The sequence below is a fragment of the Corallococcus sp. CA041A genome (genome assembly GCF_003612075.1).
Taxonomy (GTDB): domain Bacteria; phylum Myxococcota; class Myxococcia; order Myxococcales; family Myxococcaceae; genus Corallococcus; species Corallococcus exiguus.
The window spans coordinates 1-17,317 of sequence record NZ_RAWF01000058.1; the positions used below are offsets into that span (position 1 = coordinate 1).

At 71.8% G+C, this 17,317-nt stretch carries 14 protein-coding genes and 1 pseudogene; 6 read left to right on the forward strand and 9 right to left on the reverse strand.

Translation table 11 applies throughout. The annotated features are described in order from the left end of the window. The 3 genes and pseudogenes from D7V77_RS12805 to gluQRS form a co-directional block, all read right to left on the reverse strand. A pseudogene (locus tag D7V77_RS12805) lies at positions 1-197 on the reverse strand (hypothetical protein); the annotation flags it as partial. A gap of 72 nt (positions 198-269) precedes the next feature. Next, positions 270-1,220: a hypothetical protein gene (locus tag D7V77_RS12810; RefSeq protein WP_120576560.1), complete on the reverse strand. Its 951-nt coding sequence runs from the start codon at positions 1,218-1,220 to the stop codon at positions 270-272. Positions 1,221-1,377: 157 nt separating this feature from the next. Beyond that, positions 1,378-2,316 (reverse strand): tRNA glutamyl-Q(34) synthetase GluQRS, encoded by a 939-nt coding sequence (gene gluQRS, locus D7V77_RS12815; RefSeq protein ID WP_233596942.1) that lies wholly within the window; start codon positions 2,314-2,316, stop codon positions 1,378-1,380. 91 nt (positions 2,317-2,407) lie between these two features. On the opposite strand from gluQRS, the gene D7V77_RS12820 reads away from it, so the two are divergent. Together D7V77_RS12820 and D7V77_RS12825 are read left to right on the forward strand one after the other, a co-directional pair. Then, positions 2,408-3,262 (forward strand): metallophosphoesterase, encoded by an 855-nt coding sequence (locus tag D7V77_RS12820; protein ID WP_120576562.1) that lies wholly within the window; start codon positions 2,408-2,410, stop codon positions 3,260-3,262. A 33-nt stretch (positions 3,263-3,295) separates the two neighbouring features. Continuing rightward, complete coding sequence (locus D7V77_RS12825; RefSeq protein WP_120576563.1) at positions 3,296-4,906, forward strand: adenylate/guanylate cyclase domain-containing protein; 1,611 nt, start codon at positions 3,296-3,298, stop codon at positions 4,904-4,906. 4 nt (positions 4,907-4,910) lie between these two features. On the opposite strand, the gene D7V77_RS12830 is transcribed toward D7V77_RS12825, so the two are convergent. Both D7V77_RS12830 and rlmN read right to left on the reverse strand, forming a co-directional pair. Beyond that, positions 4,911-5,297: a hypothetical protein gene (locus D7V77_RS12830; RefSeq protein ID WP_120576564.1), complete on the reverse strand. Its 387-nt coding sequence runs from the start codon at positions 5,295-5,297 to the stop codon at positions 4,911-4,913. A 200-nt stretch (positions 5,298-5,497) separates the two neighbouring features. Next, a complete protein-coding gene (gene rlmN / locus D7V77_RS12835) occupies positions 5,498-6,574 on the reverse strand; it encodes a 23S rRNA (adenine(2503)-C(2))-methyltransferase RlmN (protein WP_120576565.1) in 1,077 nt (358 codons plus the stop codon). 170 nt (positions 6,575-6,744) lie between these two features. On the opposite strand from rlmN, the gene D7V77_RS12840 reads away from it, so the two are divergent. Together D7V77_RS12840 and D7V77_RS12845 are read left to right on the forward strand one after the other, a co-directional pair. After that, complete coding sequence (locus D7V77_RS12840) at positions 6,745-8,232, forward strand: glutamate--cysteine ligase (RefSeq protein ID WP_120576566.1); 1,488 nt, start codon at positions 6,745-6,747, stop codon at positions 8,230-8,232. 114 nt (positions 8,233-8,346) lie between these two features. After that, positions 8,347-9,813: a hypothetical protein gene (locus D7V77_RS12845; protein WP_120576567.1), complete on the forward strand. Its 1,467-nt coding sequence runs from the start codon at positions 8,347-8,349 to the stop codon at positions 9,811-9,813. Positions 9,814-9,840: 27 nt separating this feature from the next. Here the strand turns inward: D7V77_RS12845 and D7V77_RS12850 are convergent, their stop codons facing one another. The 3 genes from D7V77_RS12850 to hemG form a co-directional block, all read right to left on the reverse strand. Next, on the reverse strand, positions 9,841-10,602 hold the full coding sequence (locus D7V77_RS12850; RefSeq protein ID WP_120576568.1) for a LytTR family DNA-binding domain-containing protein: 762 nt from the start codon (positions 10,600-10,602) through the stop codon (positions 9,841-9,843). Next, the gene (locus tag D7V77_RS12855) at positions 10,599-11,657 is read right to left on the reverse strand and encodes a sensor histidine kinase (protein ID WP_120576569.1); all 1,059 of its coding nucleotides are present in this window, start codon (positions 11,655-11,657) and stop codon (positions 10,599-10,601) included. The genes D7V77_RS12850 and D7V77_RS12855 overlap by 4 nt, the downstream gene beginning before the upstream one ends. A 255-nt stretch (positions 11,658-11,912) precedes the next feature. Beyond that, positions 11,913-13,313: a protoporphyrinogen oxidase gene (hemG, locus tag D7V77_RS12860; RefSeq protein WP_120576570.1), complete on the reverse strand. Its 1,401-nt coding sequence runs from the start codon at positions 13,311-13,313 to the stop codon at positions 11,913-11,915. 103 nt (positions 13,314-13,416) lie between these two features. Between hemG and D7V77_RS12865 the strand changes: the two genes are divergently transcribed. Further along, positions 13,417-14,106 carry an SDR family oxidoreductase gene (locus tag D7V77_RS12865; RefSeq protein ID WP_120576571.1) on the forward strand — a complete coding sequence of 230 codons (690 nt, stop codon included), beginning with the start codon at positions 13,417-13,419 and terminating at the stop codon, positions 14,104-14,106. Between the two features lie 149 nt (positions 14,107-14,255). Next, positions 14,256-16,664 carry a CapA family protein gene (locus tag D7V77_RS12875; RefSeq protein ID WP_158624392.1) on the forward strand — a complete coding sequence of 803 codons (2,409 nt, stop codon included), beginning with the start codon at positions 14,256-14,258 and terminating at the stop codon, positions 16,662-16,664. Positions 16,665-16,673: 9 nt separating this feature from the next. Here the strand turns inward: D7V77_RS12875 and pdxH are convergent, their stop codons facing one another. Next, entirely contained in the window at positions 16,674-17,273 is a 600-nt protein-coding gene (pdxH, locus tag D7V77_RS12880) for a pyridoxamine 5'-phosphate oxidase (RefSeq protein WP_120576574.1), read from the reverse strand. Positions 17,274-17,317: the final 44 nt, after the last annotated feature.

Genomic DNA, 17,317 nt, shown 5'->3' on the forward strand with positions numbered 1-17,317 from the left:
AGCCGGGAGGGCTCGGCGGGCACCGGTGCGGTCGCGCGCGGCGGAAGGGCCGGCGGCGGCGCGGCGGGTTCAGGCAGCTCCGGTGCGTCCGTGAAGCGCGTCACCCACGCGGCTCCCAGCGTGAACAGCAGGAACAGACCCAGGCTCAGGCCGGGGATGAGGAGCCAATGGACAACGGTGCGGTGTGAGGACGCCATGGGCCGGGAGCCCGCGTGTCATACCCGCCTCACGAAGGGCCGTGAAGCGGGGATGCACGCGAGCGCCCGAGGCTACGGATACACCTCGCGCCGCGGGCCGGGCGTCGTGGGCGTCGTCGGGGGCACCACCACCGCCCCTTCCGCGCGGATGCGCTGCTTGCGGCTGACGCCCAGCGTGGCGCCGAGCACCGCCGCGACGAGCCCCAGGAGGAGCCCCGCGAAGATGCCCCAGAAGACGCGGCCGGAGCGGTCCGCCACCTTCAGCGCGCCCTGCTGTGCCTGCTGGCCCAGCTCACTGGCCTTGGTCTTGGCCTGGTCCACCTGCTGCTCCACACGGTCGGCCACGCCTTCCGCGTCCTGGCGCGACAGCTTGGTGTTCTGCGCGATGTTGCTCACCAGGAGCTCACGGTCCATGCGGCCCTGGCGCACGCCCTCGGTGACGATGTCCTTGGTCGCTGCCTCCAGCTGGTTCGCGGTGATGGTGGGCTTGCCCTCCTGCCGCAGGCGCTGGTTCACCGGCGCGAGCGCGTCGTTGGCGTCCAGGCCGAACGCCTTCGCCGCTTCACCGCCGCCCGTCACCGCCCCCACGGCGGCGGTGCCACCCGCGCCCACCGCGGCCTTGCCCACGTTGAACACCGCGCCCAGCACGCTCGACAGCACCATGCCCAGCACGAGGACGCCCATGAGCGTCGTCAGGCCCCAGAGCACCGCGCCGTGCATGGCGCCTCCCGCCTTGTCCACGATGCCCGCGCTGCGCGCGGCCACCACGCCGCCCACGAAGAGCGCCACCAGCGGCACGAGCACGCTCCAGATGCCGGTGAAGATGCCCGCGGACTTCGCGCTCCCCGCGTCGGCGGGGTTCACCGACGACAGGCCCAGCGCCAGCCCCAGCGTGTAGAGCAATATCCAGACGCCCAGCGCGACGAAGGTGCCACCGAAGATGGCGCCCCAGCTCAGCTTGTACGCACTGCCTGGCACCGCTGGGATGATGCCGGCTCGTTCGCTTTCAACAATGGCTGCCATTGGACTCCACCCTCGCTTCCCGTGAGTCGCCGAAGCCGCGCCTGGGCACGGTCCGGACGTACGTGTCTGGGCTGAAGGTGTGCACCGGGGAAGCCACTTCGTTTCACTGCTTCACGGCCGCCCCGCCCCGAAGGGTGGGGCGGAAGGCCGGGTGGCCTCAGCGCAGGCCGAGCGCGTCGAGGAGCAGTGCCTCGCGCGCCACCACCGGCTCGCGAGGGAGCGCGTCCGTGCGGTAGCGCGCGACGAGCGCGGGCAGGGTCACCGGGCTGCCGTCGCCCAGGCCGCTCCATGCGGCGAGCAGACCCAGGACGAGCTCGGGAGGCCGGCCGCGCGCCCGCAGCTCCGCGAGCGCGAAGGCCCCGTCGCGCTTCGCCAGCCGCTTGCCGTCCTCGCCCATCACCAGCGGCACGTGGAGGAACGCGGGCGCGGGCAGGCCCAGCGCGGCGTAGAGCTGGAGCTGCCGGGGCGTGGAGGGCAACAGGTCGTCCCCGCGCAGCACGTGGGTGATGCGGCTGGCCGCGTCGTCCACCACCACCGCCAGCTGGTAGCTGGCCACGCCGTCGTTGCGGCGCACCACGAAGTCCCCCACCAGCGCCTGCACATCCTGGGCGTACGGGCCCATGAGCTCGTCCACGAAGCGCACTTCGCCTTCGCGCGCGCGGAAGCGGTACGCGGGGGCGCGCGTGCGGGCACGTTCCGAAACCTGCTCGGCGGTGAGGTGCGCGCAGGTGCCGGGGTAGCGCGGGCCTTCGTCGGACAGGCCGTGGGGAGCGCTCGCCGCGCGGGCGATCTCCGCGCGCGTGCAGAAGCACGGGTAGATGAGCCCCTCGCGCCCGAGTTTCTCCTGGGCCTCGCGGTAGACGCTGTCGCGCTCGCTCTGGATGAGCGGTGTTTCGTCCCAGTCCAGGCCCAGCCAGCGCAGGTCCTCGTAGAGGTCCTGGAGGAACTGGGGGCGACATCTCGCGCGGTCCAGGTCCTCGATGCGCAGCAGGAACGCGCCGCCCGCGGCCCGGGCCTGGAGCCAGCCCAGGAGCGCGCTTCTCATGTTGCCCAGGTGCATGCGGCCGGTGGGGCTGGGGGCGAAGCGTCCTCGCATCGTGGCGGCAACCATAACTTCCCCGCCCGCACCGCGCGCTGGGAGAGAATGCCCCGCCGCTTCCTTCCGTTCCTGGGATGTGACTCCCTCCATGCGCTTCCTGCACTGCTCCGACGTCCACATCACCGAGGACTATTTCGCCCTGCCGCTGCGCAAGCTGGGCTGGCGCCGCTGGATTGCGCTCGTCGAGCTGACGGCGGGAGGCCGGGCGAAGGCCTACCGGAACGCGCAGGCCACGCTGTCCACCATCGCCCGCGAGGCGGGCACGCACGGCGTGGACCACTTCATCCTCTCCGGCGACCTCACCGCCTACGCCCTGGAAGGCGAGTTCCGCGCCGCCCGCGCCGCGCTCGCGCCCCTGGCCCCCACGCCCGCGCGCTGCACCGTCATCCCCGGCAACCACGACGTCTTCACCCCCGGCGCCGCGCGTGATGGCCGCTTCGCGCGGCACTTCGGGGACCTGCTGGAGAGCGACCTGCCGGAGTACCGCCGCGAGGGCGCGTTCCCCTTCGTGAGGCTGGTGGGGGAGGGCGCCGCGGTGGTGGGCCTGTGCTCCGCGCGCCCGCTGCCCACGCCCGGCCTGTCCTACGGCACCGTGGGCCCCGCCCAGCTCGAAGGCCTGGCGGCCCTGCTGAAGGACGCCCGGTTGGACGGCCGCGCCATCCTGGTGGTGGTGCACCACGCGCCTCGCGGTGCCGCGAACCACGCGGACGGCTGGCACCACGGCCTGCGTGACGCGGACGCGCTCCTGAAGCTCCTGCCGGGCCCGCGCTTCGCGGTGCTCCATGGGCACATCCACCAGCGCTACCACCACCCGGCCACCGACGACCGGCCCCACCTGTTCGGCGCGGGCTCCTCCACCCAGGCGGGGAAGGAGGGCTACTGGCTCATCGAGGTCCAGGACGGCGTCGTCGTGGGCGGCACGAAGCACGTGCCGGCCTTGTGACAGTCCCCCCGGGCGGCGGTACAAGGGGCGCACATGACCCCGGCGCCCACGTCCCCACCCGTTGAGTTGTCCCTGGACGAGTACCGCTACCTGCGCCAGCTGGGACGCGTCACGGACGACCTCCTGGAGGAGAGCCTGCGGGAGCGCGAGACGCTCACCCAGTGCTTCCGGCGCTGCTTCCCCACGCTGCTTTCGCACCTGGGCGCGCGCGCCATCGCCGTCACCACGCGCGACGAGGAGCTGGTGGAGCAGACCTGGAGCGCGGGCGACTGGGGCGGCGTCTTCGCCGGGAGTCTTCTGGCGGGGCCCGTGGGCCTGAGCGTCCTCGACACGGGCACGCTGCTCACCCAGACGCTGGACGTGGCGGGCTCACCGGTGGGCACGCTGGGCGTGCTCTTCGCGGGGCCGCCCGGTGACGCGGGCATCACCGCGAAGCGCGCGCGCGCGCTGGACGTGGTGGCGGAGGAGCTGGACACGGTGCTGATGCTGGTCCACACCGCGTCGGAGAAGCACCAGCTCATCCTCCAGTGCAACGAGCACCTGGCCAACCCCGTCTTCGAGGCGGGCATGGACCACGCGGTGCGCACGCTGGCGCAGCGGGTGCGGTTGCCGGGCTTCCTCCTCCTGTACCGCGACGCCGTGCAGCCGCACGTGCTGCACTACCGTTCGTACCGGCACGGGCAGCTGGAGTACGAGAGCGGAGATCAGCCCGGCTCGCAGCTGGAGACGCTGCTGCACCAGCACGGCACGCGGTTGCTGCACGGGGACGCGGGCGTGCTCAAGCGCCTGTTCGACGGGCGCAGCACGGAGGCGGTGCTCATCTCCGCGGCCACGCGCAGCGAGCCCCTGGGCAAGATTGTCGTCTGGAGCAACGAGGGCTTCTCCGCGTACGCGATGGACCTCATCCGCGTGCTGGCCTCCACGCTGAGCCAGCGCCTGCTGGACTACAACCGCGAGCGCATCCACCTGTCGCAGTTCTTCCCCACGGTGGCCATCGACGCGCTGCTGGAGGACCCGGACTACGCGCGGCACCTGCGCGCGCAGGAGCAGGAGGTGGGCATCCTGTTCGCGGACATCAACGGCTTCACCCGCATCTGCGAGCAGGGCTTCGACAGCCCGCGCAGCATCGGCCGCTTCGTGGACGAGTGGAGCGCGCGCGCCGTGGACTGCATCTGGCAGCGCGGCGGCGTGTTCGACAAGATGGTGGGCGACTGCGTCATCGGCCTCTTCGGTCCGCCCTTCTTCCAGACGGACCGCGTGCGCCGCGCGGAGGCCGCCGTGCGCGCCGCGCAGGACATCCAGGCCTTCACCGCGGAGCTGAGCGGACGCGAGGAGGTGGCCGCGCTGTGCCAGCGGGTGAAGCTGCCGGGCCTGGGCGTGTCGGTGGGCGTGAACCTGGCCACAGCGAACTGCGGCCTCTTCGGTCCCAACCGCAACTACACCGCGTTCTCCAGTGGCATGAACCAGGCCGCGCGGCTGCAGTCGCTGGCGGGGTTCCGCGAGACGCTGGTGATGGAGAGCGTGCACGAAGCGCTGAAGCAGTCGCAGGAGCCCTTCGTGCGCAAGCTCCAGTTCGGCCCCCTCGCGGAAACGCCGGTGAAGAACGTGGCGCAGCCGCTGCGGCACTACCGGCTGGCGCCTTGAGCCGTCACGCCAGCAGGTGCGTGCCCGCGTAGCGCCGCGAGAAGTGGATCCACCGGCGCTCGTCCACCTCCACCTGCCACTCGCTGTTGGGCGTCAGCGGCAGGCGCTGCTTGAGGAAGCTCTCCAGGTGGTCCGCCGCCTTGATCGGCGTGAGCCCCGGTGCTCGGAACGCGATGTGGAGCACCACGTCCAGCGACGGTGCCACGTCCACCGACGCACAGATGCGCAGCGTTCCCACGCGGCGCTGGTACTGGGTATCCGATGCCGGCCATGTGGCGGAGGCCTCGGGCTGCGGAGGCGCCTGCTCGAGCCAGTTGTCGGGGATCAGGATGAAGTCGAGCAGGTTGCTGCTCGCCTCTTCCACCGTGCCGTGCTCCTGGATGGAAAGCATTGCCCACCTCCGCCAGAGAAGCCGTTGGGGTTGCGTGGAAGCCGTCTTGAAGAATGTGCCCACGAGCCCATGCCATGCAAGGGCCCCCGAACATCCACGTGCCGCACACACCTCGTTACGCGCGTGCGGACGGAGCGGACGCTAGCGCTCCGGGGTGACACGTCAGGTCGGGTGGTGTTCCGAGCGACCCCGCACGTTGCTCAGGACGCGACGGGAAGGGAGCGGCGGGGCTTGCGCTCCACGGCGGCCTTGAGCTGGCCGCAGCCCGCGTCGATGTCGATGCCGCGACGTTGGCGCACCGTGCTGGGCACGCCGTACGACGTGAGCACGTCCTGGAACGCACGCACCGCGTCGGGGACGCTGGGGCCGCCGTCGTAGCCCACCGTGGGGTTGAGCGGGATGACGTTCACGTGCGCGTCCATCCCGTGCAGCAGCGTCCCCAGATGGTGTGCGTGCTCCGCGGTGTCGTTGCGGCCGGAGATGAGCGTCCACTCGAAAAAGATGCGGCGCTTGCGCTTCGCCACGTAGTAGCGGCACGCGTCCATCAGCTCGTTGAGAGGCCAGCGGCGGCCCGCGGGCACCAGCGCGGCGCGCTCCGCGTCCGTGGCGCCGTGGAGGCTCACCGCGAGCTGCACAGGGCGCGCCTCGTCCGCGAGCCGGAGGATGCCGGGCACCACGCCCACGGTGGACAAGGTGATGAAGCGCGGCGCCAGCGCCAGGCCCTTGGGGTCCACGAGGATGTCCACCGCGGCCATGGTGTGCTCGTAGTTGTGCAGGGGCTCGCCCATGCCCATGAGCACGATGTTGCGCAGCGCTTCCCCCTGCGCGCGCAGGACGCGCGTGACGTGGAGCACCTGGCCCACGATTTCGCCCGGCGTCAGATGGCGTGACAGCCCCATCTGTCCGGTGGCGCAGAAGACGCAGCCCATGGCGCATCCGGCCTGCGTGCTCACGCACACGGTGGCGCGGCCCTTGAAACGCATCAGCACCGTTTCAATGGTCTGCGCGTCGTGCAGGCGCAAGAGCAGCTTGTGGGTGAGCCCGTCGCTGCTGAAGCTCTCGTGATGCGTGGCGAGCGTGCCCAGGTGCGCTCGCTCCTGGAGCACGGCCTGGAGGTCCGGGCGCAGTCCCCGCACGTCGCCTGTCGCGGTGACGCCGTCGCGGTACAGGCCCGTCCACACGCGCTCGCGGTACTGGGGGCTGAAGCCCCAGCCGGCGAGCCGCGCGTCCAGCGCGGGGCGGGGCAGGTCGTAGAGGTTGACGGTGGCGTCCGGCATGACGGGACCTGGGATAACACACCCGGCGCGGACGCACCCGGGTCCGCCGGCCTGGGGGGCGGACGAGGGAGCGAGTGTGGGAGGCGGGCGGGGTTCCCGGTGCGTTGCGGCGTCCAGCGGCTGACACCGCGCGTGCCAGTGCGCCGCGTCGTGCCAATCGTGGAGGGCCTATGGGACTGGCCATCCAGCAGGAGGAGTTCACGCCGGAGGAGCACGCGCGCTTCGTGGCGCGGCTCGCGGAGAGCCTGGAGGCGCTGCGACAGGTGCTCCGGCGTCCCGGCTTCGGCGTGGGGCCCGCGACGATGGGCGCGGAGCTGGAGGTGGCGCTGGTGGACGGCGCGGGTTCGCCGCTGCCGGTGAACCAGCAGGTGCTGGCGAAGTCGAAGGACGACCGGCTGACGCTGGAGCTCAACCGCTTCAACATGGAGATGAACCTGCGCCCCTCGTTGCTCGCGGGGCGGCCTTTCACCGGGCTCCAGGCCCAGCTGGACGAGGTGTTGGCGGAGCTGAGGCGCGCGGCGGCGACGGAGGGCGCGCGCGTGGCGGCGGTGGGAATCCTGCCCACGCTGCGGCAGGTGGACCTGGGGAAGAACGCGCTCACGCCGCAGCCGCGCTACCGGGCGCTGGCCTCGGCCATCCGCAAGCGGCGCGACGGGCCCTTCCAGGTGGCCATCGCGGGCGACGACACGCTCAACCTCGCCTGGGAGGACGTGACGCTGGAGGGGGCGAACACGTCGCTCCAGTTCCACCTGCGCGTGGCCCCGGAGGACTTCGCGCGCGTGTACAACGCCGCGCAGCTGGCCACCGGGCCGGTGCTGGCCGCGTGCGGAAACTCGCCGCTGTTCCTGGGCAAGCGGCTGTGGGAGGAGACGCGCGTGGCGCTCTTCCAACAGGCCACCGACGACCGGAGCGACAGCGACGAGGCCGCGCACCTGCACCCGCGCGTGACGTTCGGACACGGCTGGGTGCGCGAGGGCCTGCACGAGCTGTTCGCGGAGGCCGTGGCGCTCCATCCGGCGCTCCTGCCGGTGATGGGGCAGGAGTCTCCGCTGGAGGTGGTGGCCGCCGGAGGACTGCCGAAGCTGGAGGAGCTGCGGCTGCACCACGGGACGGTCTGGTCATGGAACCGGGCCATCTATGATCCGCACGGAGAAGGCCACGTGCGCATCGAGTTCCGTGCGCTGCCGTCGGGCCCCACGCCGGTGGACATGGTGGCCAACGGTGCGTTCCTGCTGGGGCTGACGTTGGGGCTCGCGGAGCGGGTGGACGCGCTGCTGCCGGCGCTGCCCTTCTGGCAGGCGCGGCGCAACTTCAAGCAGGCGGCGCACTACGGCCTGGGCGCGGCGCTGCTGTGGCCGGCGGAGACCGCGCCCAGTCCTCGGGTGATGCCGGCGGTGGAGCTGGTGAAGCAGCTCTTGCCCGTGGCGAGGCGTGGGCTGCTGGAGGCCGGGGTGGAGGACTCGGAGGCGGACGGGCTCCTGGACATCATCGCCCGGCGCGTGGCGCTTCAGCGGACGGGGTCGCGCTGGCAGCGGGCGGTGCTGGAGCGGCTGGAGGCCCACATGCCCCGGCAGGACGCGCTGGCGGCCCTGCTGGAGCGCTACCTGGAGCTGTCAGAGGAGGGGCTGCCGGTGCACACCTGGCCGGTGGATCGCTGACGTGCCCCGGAGCCTGGGGGCCTTGTCGGGACGGGGCTGTCGCGGTGAATAATCCGGCCATCCTGAAGGTCAGCCGGCGAGGCCTCGTGCCTCGCGCTGAAGGGTGCCGTTCCCGTGACTGCCTCGCTCCTTGCTTCGTTCCGCTCCGGCGCCCGCCGGAAGTCCTTCCTCGTCCCCGCGCTGCTGTGCGCGGGGGTACTGACCGCGTGCTCGACCACCCGGGGCCACGCCAACGACCTGGCGGAGAAGGGCCGCTTCGTGGAGGCGGCCGAGGTCTACGTGAAGCTCGTCAATGACGAGCCCAACAACCCCGAGTATCGCGCGTCGCTGGATGACCTGCGCTGGCGCGGCCTGTCGCAGCTGCTCACCCAGGCGCGGCAGGCGCGGGTGGAGGGGCGGGACGAGGACGCGGAAGCGAACCTGGAGCAGTTCTTCACCTACAGGGTGAAGTGGAACTCCAAGCTGGATGGCGGCATGGAGAGCTCGCTCCTGGAGGAGATGGCGGGCACGCACCGGCACCTGCGCCAGCTCATCATCGACCCGGCGAAGCTGGGCAACGCGCTGACGGCGGAGTCGCACCTGGACCGCAAGCGCACGCTCCTGGCCCAACCGGAGATGGCGCCCATCCGCCGCGACGTGGAGGAGGCGGTGGCGCAGGGCGGCGTGGCGACGTGCGCGAAGCTGAAGCAGTCGCTGTCCGGCGGCGCGCAGCACTGGACGGAGCTGGTGTCGCGCTACTGCGGGCACTACCAGCAGTCGGCGCCCCGCGCGGGGATGTTCCCGGAGGCGCTGGGCGTGCCCACGTGGGAGGTGTCCGTGGATGGCATGAGCAATGACGTCGTGCAGTACCTGATGACACGGCTGTCGGGCGCGTTCGAGGCCTCGCCCTGGTACTCGGAGGCGTCCCAGCGCCACGCGCCGATGACCATCGCCGGGAGCCTGAGCGAGCGGCGCACCGTCGAGCCCGTGCGGCTGACGGCGCCGTGGACGGAGCGCGTGCCGTACACGGACCACGAGGACCGCACCGCGACGGCGGAGGTGCCGTACTCGGTGGAGGAGTCCTACGAAGAGAAGGGTGTGATGAAGAAGCGCCTGGTCCGTCAGACGAAGACGGTGGAGTACAAGACGACGGTCGAGGTGACGAAGTACCGCGACGTGTCGCGCTCCTTCGACTACCACGCGCAGCGGCGGGGCGTGGAGTACCACTTCGCGGTGGTGGCCCAGGGCATCCTCCAGGAGCGGCACGCGCCGCTGGCGGTGAAGGCGGAGAACGCCCTGGAGGCCTCCGGCTACGAGCACAACATCACCTTCGAGCCCGGCGGCGTGCGCCCGCAGGTGTTCCAGCGGCCCAACAAGGAGGGCTGGCTGGACGGCCAGCTGCGCGGCTACGAGCAGACCTTCTTCGCCTCGCTCATGTCGCGCTGGCAGGACGCGTTCTGCAATGCGCCCGCCTTCGCCGTGGAGGATGCGGCCCGCTGCGCGCGAGGCGGTGTGGAGCTGCCCGGCCCCGCGAAGCAGGCCCTGACGGACACGCTGGGCGACGACGCGGCGCAGGTGCACCGGCTGTTCGTCTGGAACTGAAGGTCCTCGGCCGCGGAGGGCGTGGCTTCAGCCCTCGTCCTCCGCGCCCTTGCGCAGGCCCAGCATGCGGCGCAGCTCGCGCGCGGACTGGCGGCTCACCTCCACCGAGTGGCCCCGCGCCGTACGCGCCAGATAGCCGCCGGTCTCCAGCGGCTCCAGCCGCGTCACGTGGGACAGGTTGAGCAGCGCGCGGCGGTGCACCCGGTGGAAGTGCTCCGGAGGCAGCTTGTCCGCCAGCTCGTTGAGCGTGAAGTCGGTGAGGTAGTCGCCCTGCGCGGTGAACACCGTCACCAGCTCGTCCTCCAGCGACGCGTGCGAGATGGCGTCCGGCGACACCAGCACCAGCCCCTGCCGCGTCGGGATGGGCAGCCGTGTCAGTGTCGGCTTCTCCGCCGCTGCCGTCGGCGCCGTCGCGGTGGGCGCCTTCACCCGCGCCCGCGCGCGCTCCAGCGCCTTCTGCAGCCGCGCCGCCTCCACGGGCTTGAGGACGTAGTCCACCGCGCCGTGCTCGAAGGCGTTCACCGCGTGCTCCGCGTGGGCGGTGCAGAAGATGACGTGGGGCCCGCCTTCCGGCAGCAGCGCCATCGCGTCCAGCCCGCTCAGGCCCGGCATGTGGATGTCCAGCAGCACCACGTCCACGCCGCCCGCGCGCACCGCCGCGAGCACCGAGTCCCCATCCACCGCCTCGCCGCAGACGCTCACGTCCGGCAGCGCGGCCAGCAGGCGGGACAGGCGCTTGCGGGCCAGCAGTTCATCGTCGGCGATGAGGACGCGCAGGGGCTCTCTCACGTGAGGACTCCGGGTTGGGGGCCCTGGCGGGGCAGGGTGACGGTGACACGGGTGCGCCCGTCGGCGCTCTCCAGGGACAGGAGCGCGTGGCCGCCATAGGCCAGCGCCAGCCGCCGCTCCACGGTGGGCAGGCCCACGCTGCCCTCTCGCGGGCCCTTGGACGCGCCCGGGTTGTCGATGGACACCACCACCGCCCCCTCGCGCGTGACCACCTCCACGCTCAACGGGCCCCGGTGGCCGGCCGCCGGGCCGTGCTTCACCGCGTTCTCCGCCAGGGGCAGGAGCAACAGCGGCGGCACGGGCACGTCCGAAAGCCCGTCCGCCACGTCCATGCGCAGCTGGAACAGGTCCGGGTCGCGCAAGAGGTGCAGGTCGAAGAGCGTGCGCATCAGCTCCAGCTCCTGCGACAGCGGCCAGGTGACGCTGCGCACGCCCGCGAGCACCGAGCGGAGCATCGTGGATAGCCGCAGCACCGCGGCCTCCGCGACGGCGCCATCCTCGCGGCACCACTCCGCGATGGCGTTCAGCGTGTTGAAGAGGAAGTGCGGATCCAGGTGGCTGCGCAGCGCCAGCAACTGCGCCTGCTCCGCCTCCCAGGCGAAGCGGGTGGCGCGGGCGCGCTCACGGGCCAGCGTCTCCTCGAAGCCGATGTCCCGCCCCAACCCCCAGCCCGCGACGAGGAACAGGCCGCCGCAGATGGCCAGGTTGTACGGCTCCGACAGGAACATGTCCTGCATCAGTGTGACGCGCGGCAGGGCGTAACCCACCGACAGCACCACGCCGCTGCCCACCGCCGCGTAGAGCAGCAAGCGGATGCCGCCGTGGCTCAGGTCCAGCCCTTCCGGGAACAGCACCCGGTACGACACGGGCGCCACCGCGACGCACATCAGGCACAGCAGGAGGCCAATCCAGAACGCGCGAGGATCCACGCTCCAGCGCACCTGGGCCGCGAGCAGCGGAAGGGAGACCAGGACGATGGGGGCCAACCGCCACGGCGCGACGAGCGCGCGCAGCGTGGCGCGAACGATGGAGCCTTCCGGCGACGTCTCCTGCATGCGGAGGCGGAAGGCTACACCGTCCCGCGTCCTAGCGCTGGGGGACGGGCGCGGGGACGAGGTCCAGGACGAACGTCCCGGCGAGGACCGCGGGGAAGAAGAGGACGGCGAGCACGAACAAGAGCGGCGAGCGCAGTGAGAACATGGGGGGCTTCTCCAGTGTCCATGAAACATGCCCACGAACTCTGGCATCGACCCAGGGACCTTCCGGGGAGGGTTGCCCCCGGCCGTCGCTGTCTCCGGGTGAGCGGTCGCTCAGGCGCTCCGGGTGGCTCCCGCCGCCGGCCCACCCAGCGCGTCCGCCAGCCGCGCAGCCTCCTTGAGGCAGTCGTTGACGCCCACGCCCCGGTACGCGTTGCCGGTGAGGTGCAGGCCGGGCCAGCGCTTCAGCCGCTCCTCCATCGACGCCAGGCGCTCCAGGTGGCCCACGGTGTACTGGGGAATCCCGCGCGGCCAGCGGAACACCGCTGTCAGCTCCGGCGTCGCGGTGAGCCCCGCCATCGTCTTCAGCTCCTCGCGAGCCAGCGCCACCAGCGCGTCCTCATCCCGGGAGACGACCTCCGGCCGGCGAGCGCCGCCCATCAGGCACGTCAGCAGCACGCGCCCGCCCTCCACGCGGAAGGGGAACGTGGTGGAGACATGGATGGTGCCCAGCATCGCGGTGCCCTCCACCGCTGGCACCAGGAACCCGAATCCGTCCGGCTTCGGCACCGTCCCCGGCGCGAAGCCCAGGTGCACCACGGCGATGGGCGCGTACGGGATGGCGTCCGCCTTCTCCGCCAGCTCCGCGTCCAAAGGGCGCACGAGAGAAGCCGCCACGTGCGCGGGCACCGCCAGCACCACGTGCGTCGCGCTCAGCTCCGCCGGCTGGCCCCGCTCCTGGTACCGCACCTTCCAGCCATCCGCCGCGCGCTCCAGTCCCTCCACCTTCGCGTCCGTGCGCACGCTGTCGCCCAGCGCCTTCGCCAGCGCGTCCACCAGCACGCCCAGGCCGCCGTCGAACGTGCTCATCTGTCCGGTGAGCCGGGGGCCTGTCTCCACCGCGCCCGAGCCCTTCGCTTGTCGCGCCGCGCGCTGCGCACGGATGGCGCCCAGGATGAGGCTGCGGTGCTCCTGCTCGAATTTCACGAGTTGCGGGAATGTGGCCTCCGCGCTGAGCAGCTCCGGGTCGCCCGCGTAGGTGCCCGTCTGCATCGCGTCCAGCAGCACCGCCGTCGCCTCGCGCCCCAGGTGGCGCCGCCCCAGCCGGGCCAGGGACTCGTCCGCACCCGTGGGGTTGCGTCCGCTGAACAGCTCCCCCACCACCCGCAGGCGGGAAGCAAGGGGAAGGATGTCGGATTTCAGGAACGCCGGAGGCGACGTGGGCAGGGCTCGCAGGGCTCCGCGTGTGTAGATGTAACGGTTTTTTGCCGCTGCATCCGCCGAACGAATCCGGGATGACACTCCGAGCACGTCCGCCAGTTCACGCGTCGTGGGCTCCCGGTCGAGGAAACTGTTGGGTCCGGCCTCCAACAGGTAGCCCTCGCGGGCGTGGGTCTGCACGTTTCCACCCACGCGTGACGTCGACTCCAGCACCACGGCAGCAGTACCGCGAGCCCGCAATTGGTAGGCCAGCGCCAGTCCGGTGATGCCTCCCCCAATGACCGCGACCGTCATGTCGTCCTACTCCCGAGCTTGTCGTGAGGTGAGCAACCCCGGGCGCCTTAGTGCGAAGGCAAGAGCTTTGCCAAGGAGAGCCTCCCGGCGCGTTAATAAAGGCATGCGCTATGTCATCACGGGAGCGAGCCGTGGCATCGGTTTCGAATTCGTGCAGCAACTGCTGCGGCGGGGAGAAACGGTGGATGCAGGGGTGCGTGCCCCGGAACTGGCGCGCCGGCTGGAGCCGCTGCTGCTGGAGGCCGGCAGCCGCCTGAGGATTCATCCACTGGATGTCACCCGCGCGGAAAGCGTCCAGGCCTTCGCGGAGCGCATCTGCCGCGAGCCGGTGGACGTGCTCATCAACAACGCGGGCGTGTCCGGCCAGTGGGTGGGGCTGAATGAGCTGGACTACGAGGACCTGGCGCGCACCATCGAGGTGAACGCGCTCGGGCCGCTGCGCATCACCTCCGCGCTGCTGCCCGCGCTGCGGCACGGAGCGGGGCGCAAGGTGGCGCACGTCACTTCCCGCATGGGGTCGCTCTCCAGCAACACGGAGGGCGGCGCGTACGCCTACCGCATGTCCAAGGCCGCGCTGAACATGGGCGTGCGCTCCATGTCCAACGACCTGCGCCGCGAAGGCCTGGCGTGCGTGCTGTTGCATCCGGGTTGGGTGCAGACGGACATGGGCGGGCAGGACGCGCCGCTGCCGGCGGAGGAGTCCGTGCGCGGGATGCTGAGGGTCATCGACAGCGTCTCGCTGGAGCACTCCGGCCGGTTCTTCGACTACGAGGGCGCGGAAGTGCCTTGGTAGTGGCCTGAAGGGACAGGGTCGCTGTCGCCGGGTGAACACGCCCCGGCCCCCGGGGGCAGGCAGGCAGCCCTCGGGTGCGAGGCCTTCGCTGGCGCCTGCCTGCCGTCATCCCCATCTCGTCGCGAGGAAGTCCGCGGCGGAGGGGTGGGATGGCGTGGCGGCGGTGGTGGCCCACGGTGTGGGTGGCGGCGTGTCTCGTGGCGTGTGGTCCGGGCGCCTCCACGCCGAAGAGCGGCCAGGAGGCCGTGACGCCGGGGGATGAACCGGTGACGCCTCCGGACGACCCGCCCAAAGAAGAACCTCCGCCTCCCGAGCCACCGCCGGAGGAGGAACCGCCTCCCGACGAGACGGCGGAAGAGCCGCCACCGCCAGAAGAGGCTCCGGTGCTGACGGCCTGCGCGCCGGAGCCCGCGGCGGACGCCACCGTGCCCGAAGCCGAGCGGACCGCGCGCCATGACTACGCCTGCACCGGCATCGCGCTGGAGGGCTCGCTGGTCTCCACGGCGGGCACGCCGGTGGCGGACGTCGTGGTGAAGGTGGGGGACGCGCAGGCGCGCACGAACGCGACCGGACACTTCCGATTTCCCGTACTGCCCCGTCACAACCGGTTGCTCACGGTGGAGGCGGACGGCTTCCGCCCGGCGGTGGTCGCGGTGGAGCTGCGCCGGAGCCTCACGGAGAAGCGCGTGACGCTGCCGCCGGTGCGCCTGTCTCCGAAGGACGGCGTGCGGATGCTCTTCGCGGGCGACGTGTCGCTGGGCCGGCGCTTCCTCGACCCGGACGACACCACGCCGCGCAACCAGATGCCGCCAGACGACCCGGCGGCGCTCATCCGCGTGTCGGATCCGCTGCCGGGCACGAAGGCCGTCTTCACCCACGTGCGGCCCTACTTCCAGGCGGCGGACTTCCGGGCCGTGAACCTGGAGACGCCGGTGACGGACCATCCGGCGACGCCCCACGACGAGAAGGCCTACGCGTTCTTCACGCTGCCCGGCTCGCTGCCCGCGCTGCCGTGGCTGGGCGTGGACTACGTGAGCCTGGGCAACAACCACGTCTACGACTACCTGGCGCCGGGCCTGGAGGACACGCTCACGCACGTGGCCGCGACGGGCATGGCCTTCAGCGGCGCGGGCCAGAACGAGGACCAGGCCTTCATGCCAGCGCGCGTGTCGCTCGCGGGCGCGAACTACAGCCTGGTGTCCATGTGCTCCATCACCGGCAGCGCGCATGATCAGCAGTACGTCGCGGGCCCCAACCAGGGCGGCGCGGCGGACGCGCGGAACCTGACGCGGGCATCCGCGCTGCTGGCCGCGGAGAAGGCGCAGGGCCGCGTGCCGGTAGCGGTGCTGCACACCGGCGTCGAGTACAGCGTCCGGCCCTCCACCCCGACGGCGCAGCGGATGCGCGACCTGGTGGACGCGGGCGCGGGGCTCGTCATCGCGCACCACCCGCACATCCCGCAGGGCTTCGCGCGCCACGAGGGCGTGTTGATGGCGCAGTCGCTGGGCAACTTCGCCTTCGACCAGGACCGCATGGAGACGATGGTGGGCCTGATGGCGGAGGTGGAGGCCCGCGGCACGCGCGTGGACCGGGCCCGCGCGGTGCCCGTGTACATCGAGGACTACCGCCCCCGGCCCGTCGCGGGCGACCTGGCGGAGAACTTCCTGCGCAACCTGGCGGAGCTGTCCCGTGAGGGCGGCGTGGAGCTGGTGCCCCAGCCCTCCTGGGGCGAGTTGCTCCCGGAGGACAAACACGCGGCGGTGAGCGAGCGCACCGTGGACGTGCCGGTGACGGTGGACGCGAACGGCCGCGCCACGGTGGACCTGCGGCCCCTGCGCCATGAAGGGGAGTCCGTGGCGGTGGCGAAGCTCACGGGCGCGGACGTGACGGGCGTGAAGCTCAAGGCCGGGCGGGACGTGCTCCTGCACGGCGACTTCGAGGACCACGACGTGGACGACGACGCCAACGAGGCGCCGCGTTGGAGCGTGGGCCCGAACGCCGGCTACGTGTGCCAGGACGGTCCTCATCGGGGCGCGGCGGCGCTCTGCCAGCGGCGCGCGGCCAGCGACTCACGGCGCGCGGCGGTGAATCTGGTCAACCGCTTCCGTCCGCCGGGTTTCGCCGAAGGGCCGCCCAACCGCGACCTCACGGCGGTGGCGTGGCTGAAGGGGCGGGGCGGTGGTGCCTTCTCCGCCAAGGTGCAGTACCTGCCCGTGGAGTCCTACACGCTCTTCGGCGAGCAGACGCTGCTGCGCCACGACGGCGGCACCCACGACTGGACGCTGGTGGCGGAGGACCTGCACTTCCCCGCGGATCCGCCGAAGCCGGACCTGTGGAACGCGCCCTGGGCGTTGGACCTGACGCTCAACACCGCGCCTCCGAAGTCCGGCCAGGGCGTGACGGCGGTGGACGACCTGGCGCTGGTGGCCTGGGAGAAGCAGGCCACGGGAGGCACGCTGACGCAGCAGACGCCGCACGCGCGGGACTTCGTGCGGGTGGAGGCTCCGGCGGGCACGTACACGCTGCGCGTCACCTTCCGCGAGCACCGCGTGCCCTGAGGACTTGTTTCAAGGGAACAGCAGCTGCGTCTTCCAGCCCGCGCCGTCGCGCAGGTACACGTTGCGCTCGTGCAACCGGCTGGGGCGGGCGTGCCAGAACTCGATGCGGTCCGGCACCACGCGGAAGCCGCTCCAGTGCGACGGGCGCTCCACCGCACGGCCCTGGAAGCGCGCCTCCACCTCCGCCACGCGCTGCTCCAGCAGCTCGCGCGAGGGCAGCTCCTCACTCTGGAGGCTGGCCCACGCGCCAATCTGGCTGCCGCGCGCGCGGCTCTGGAAGTACGCGTCCGCCTCCGCGTCCGTCACCTGTTCCACCCGGCCCTCGATGCGCACCTGCTGCTCCAGGGGCTGCCAGAAGAAGCACAGCGCCGCGTACGGGTGCGCACGGAGCTGACGGCCCTTGCGGCTGTGGAAGTTGGTGAAGAAGACGAAGCCCCGCGCATCGAAGTCCTTGAGCAGCACCACGCGTGAGCTGGGGCGGCCCTGGTCGTCCACGGACGCGACCACCATGGCGTTCGGGTCCACGGGGATGGCGGCCTTCGCCTGGGCGAAGAGGTCGGCGAAGCGCTGGATGGGGTCGGGAGGGATATTCGTCACGCGGCGCACCATAGGAAACACGGCCCCGGCGCGCACGTTCGCGGTTGACTCCCTGT

Excerpts from the sequence above, each read along its gene's own strand:
- D7V77_RS12810 (WP_120576560.1), bottom strand. The coding sequence starts at position 1,220 with ATGGCAGCCATTGTTGAAAGCGAACGAGCCGGCATCATCCCAGCGGTG.
- gluQRS (WP_233596942.1), bottom strand. The coding sequence starts at position 2,316 with ATGCGAGGACGCTTCGCCCCCAGCCCCACCGGCCGCATGCACCTGGGC.
- D7V77_RS12820 (WP_120576562.1), top strand. The coding sequence starts at position 2,408 with ATGCGCTTCCTGCACTGCTCCGACGTCCACATCACCGAGGACTATTTC.
- D7V77_RS12825 (WP_120576563.1), top strand. The coding sequence starts at position 3,296 with ATGACCCCGGCGCCCACGTCCCCACCCGTTGAGTTGTCCCTGGACGAG.
- D7V77_RS12830 (WP_120576564.1), bottom strand. The coding sequence starts at position 5,297 with ATGCTTTCCATCCAGGAGCACGGCACGGTGGAAGAGGCGAGCAGCAAC.
- rlmN (WP_120576565.1), bottom strand. The coding sequence starts at position 6,574 with ATGCCGGACGCCACCGTCAACCTCTACGACCTGCCCCGCCCCGCGCTG.
- D7V77_RS12840 (WP_120576566.1), top strand. The coding sequence starts at position 6,745 with ATGGGACTGGCCATCCAGCAGGAGGAGTTCACGCCGGAGGAGCACGCG.
- D7V77_RS12855 (WP_120576569.1), bottom strand. The coding sequence starts at position 11,657 with ATGCAGGAGACGTCGCCGGAAGGCTCCATCGTTCGCGCCACGCTGCGC.
- hemG (WP_120576570.1), bottom strand. The coding sequence starts at position 13,313 with ATGACGGTCGCGGTCATTGGGGGAGGCATCACCGGACTGGCGCTGGCC.
- D7V77_RS12865 (WP_120576571.1), top strand. The coding sequence starts at position 13,417 with ATGCGCTATGTCATCACGGGAGCGAGCCGTGGCATCGGTTTCGAATTC.
- D7V77_RS12875 (WP_158624392.1), top strand. The coding sequence starts at position 14,256 with ATGGCGTGGCGGCGGTGGTGGCCCACGGTGTGGGTGGCGGCGTGTCTC.
- pdxH (WP_120576574.1), bottom strand. The coding sequence starts at position 17,273 with ATGGTGCGCCGCGTGACGAATATCCCTCCCGACCCCATCCAGCGCTTC.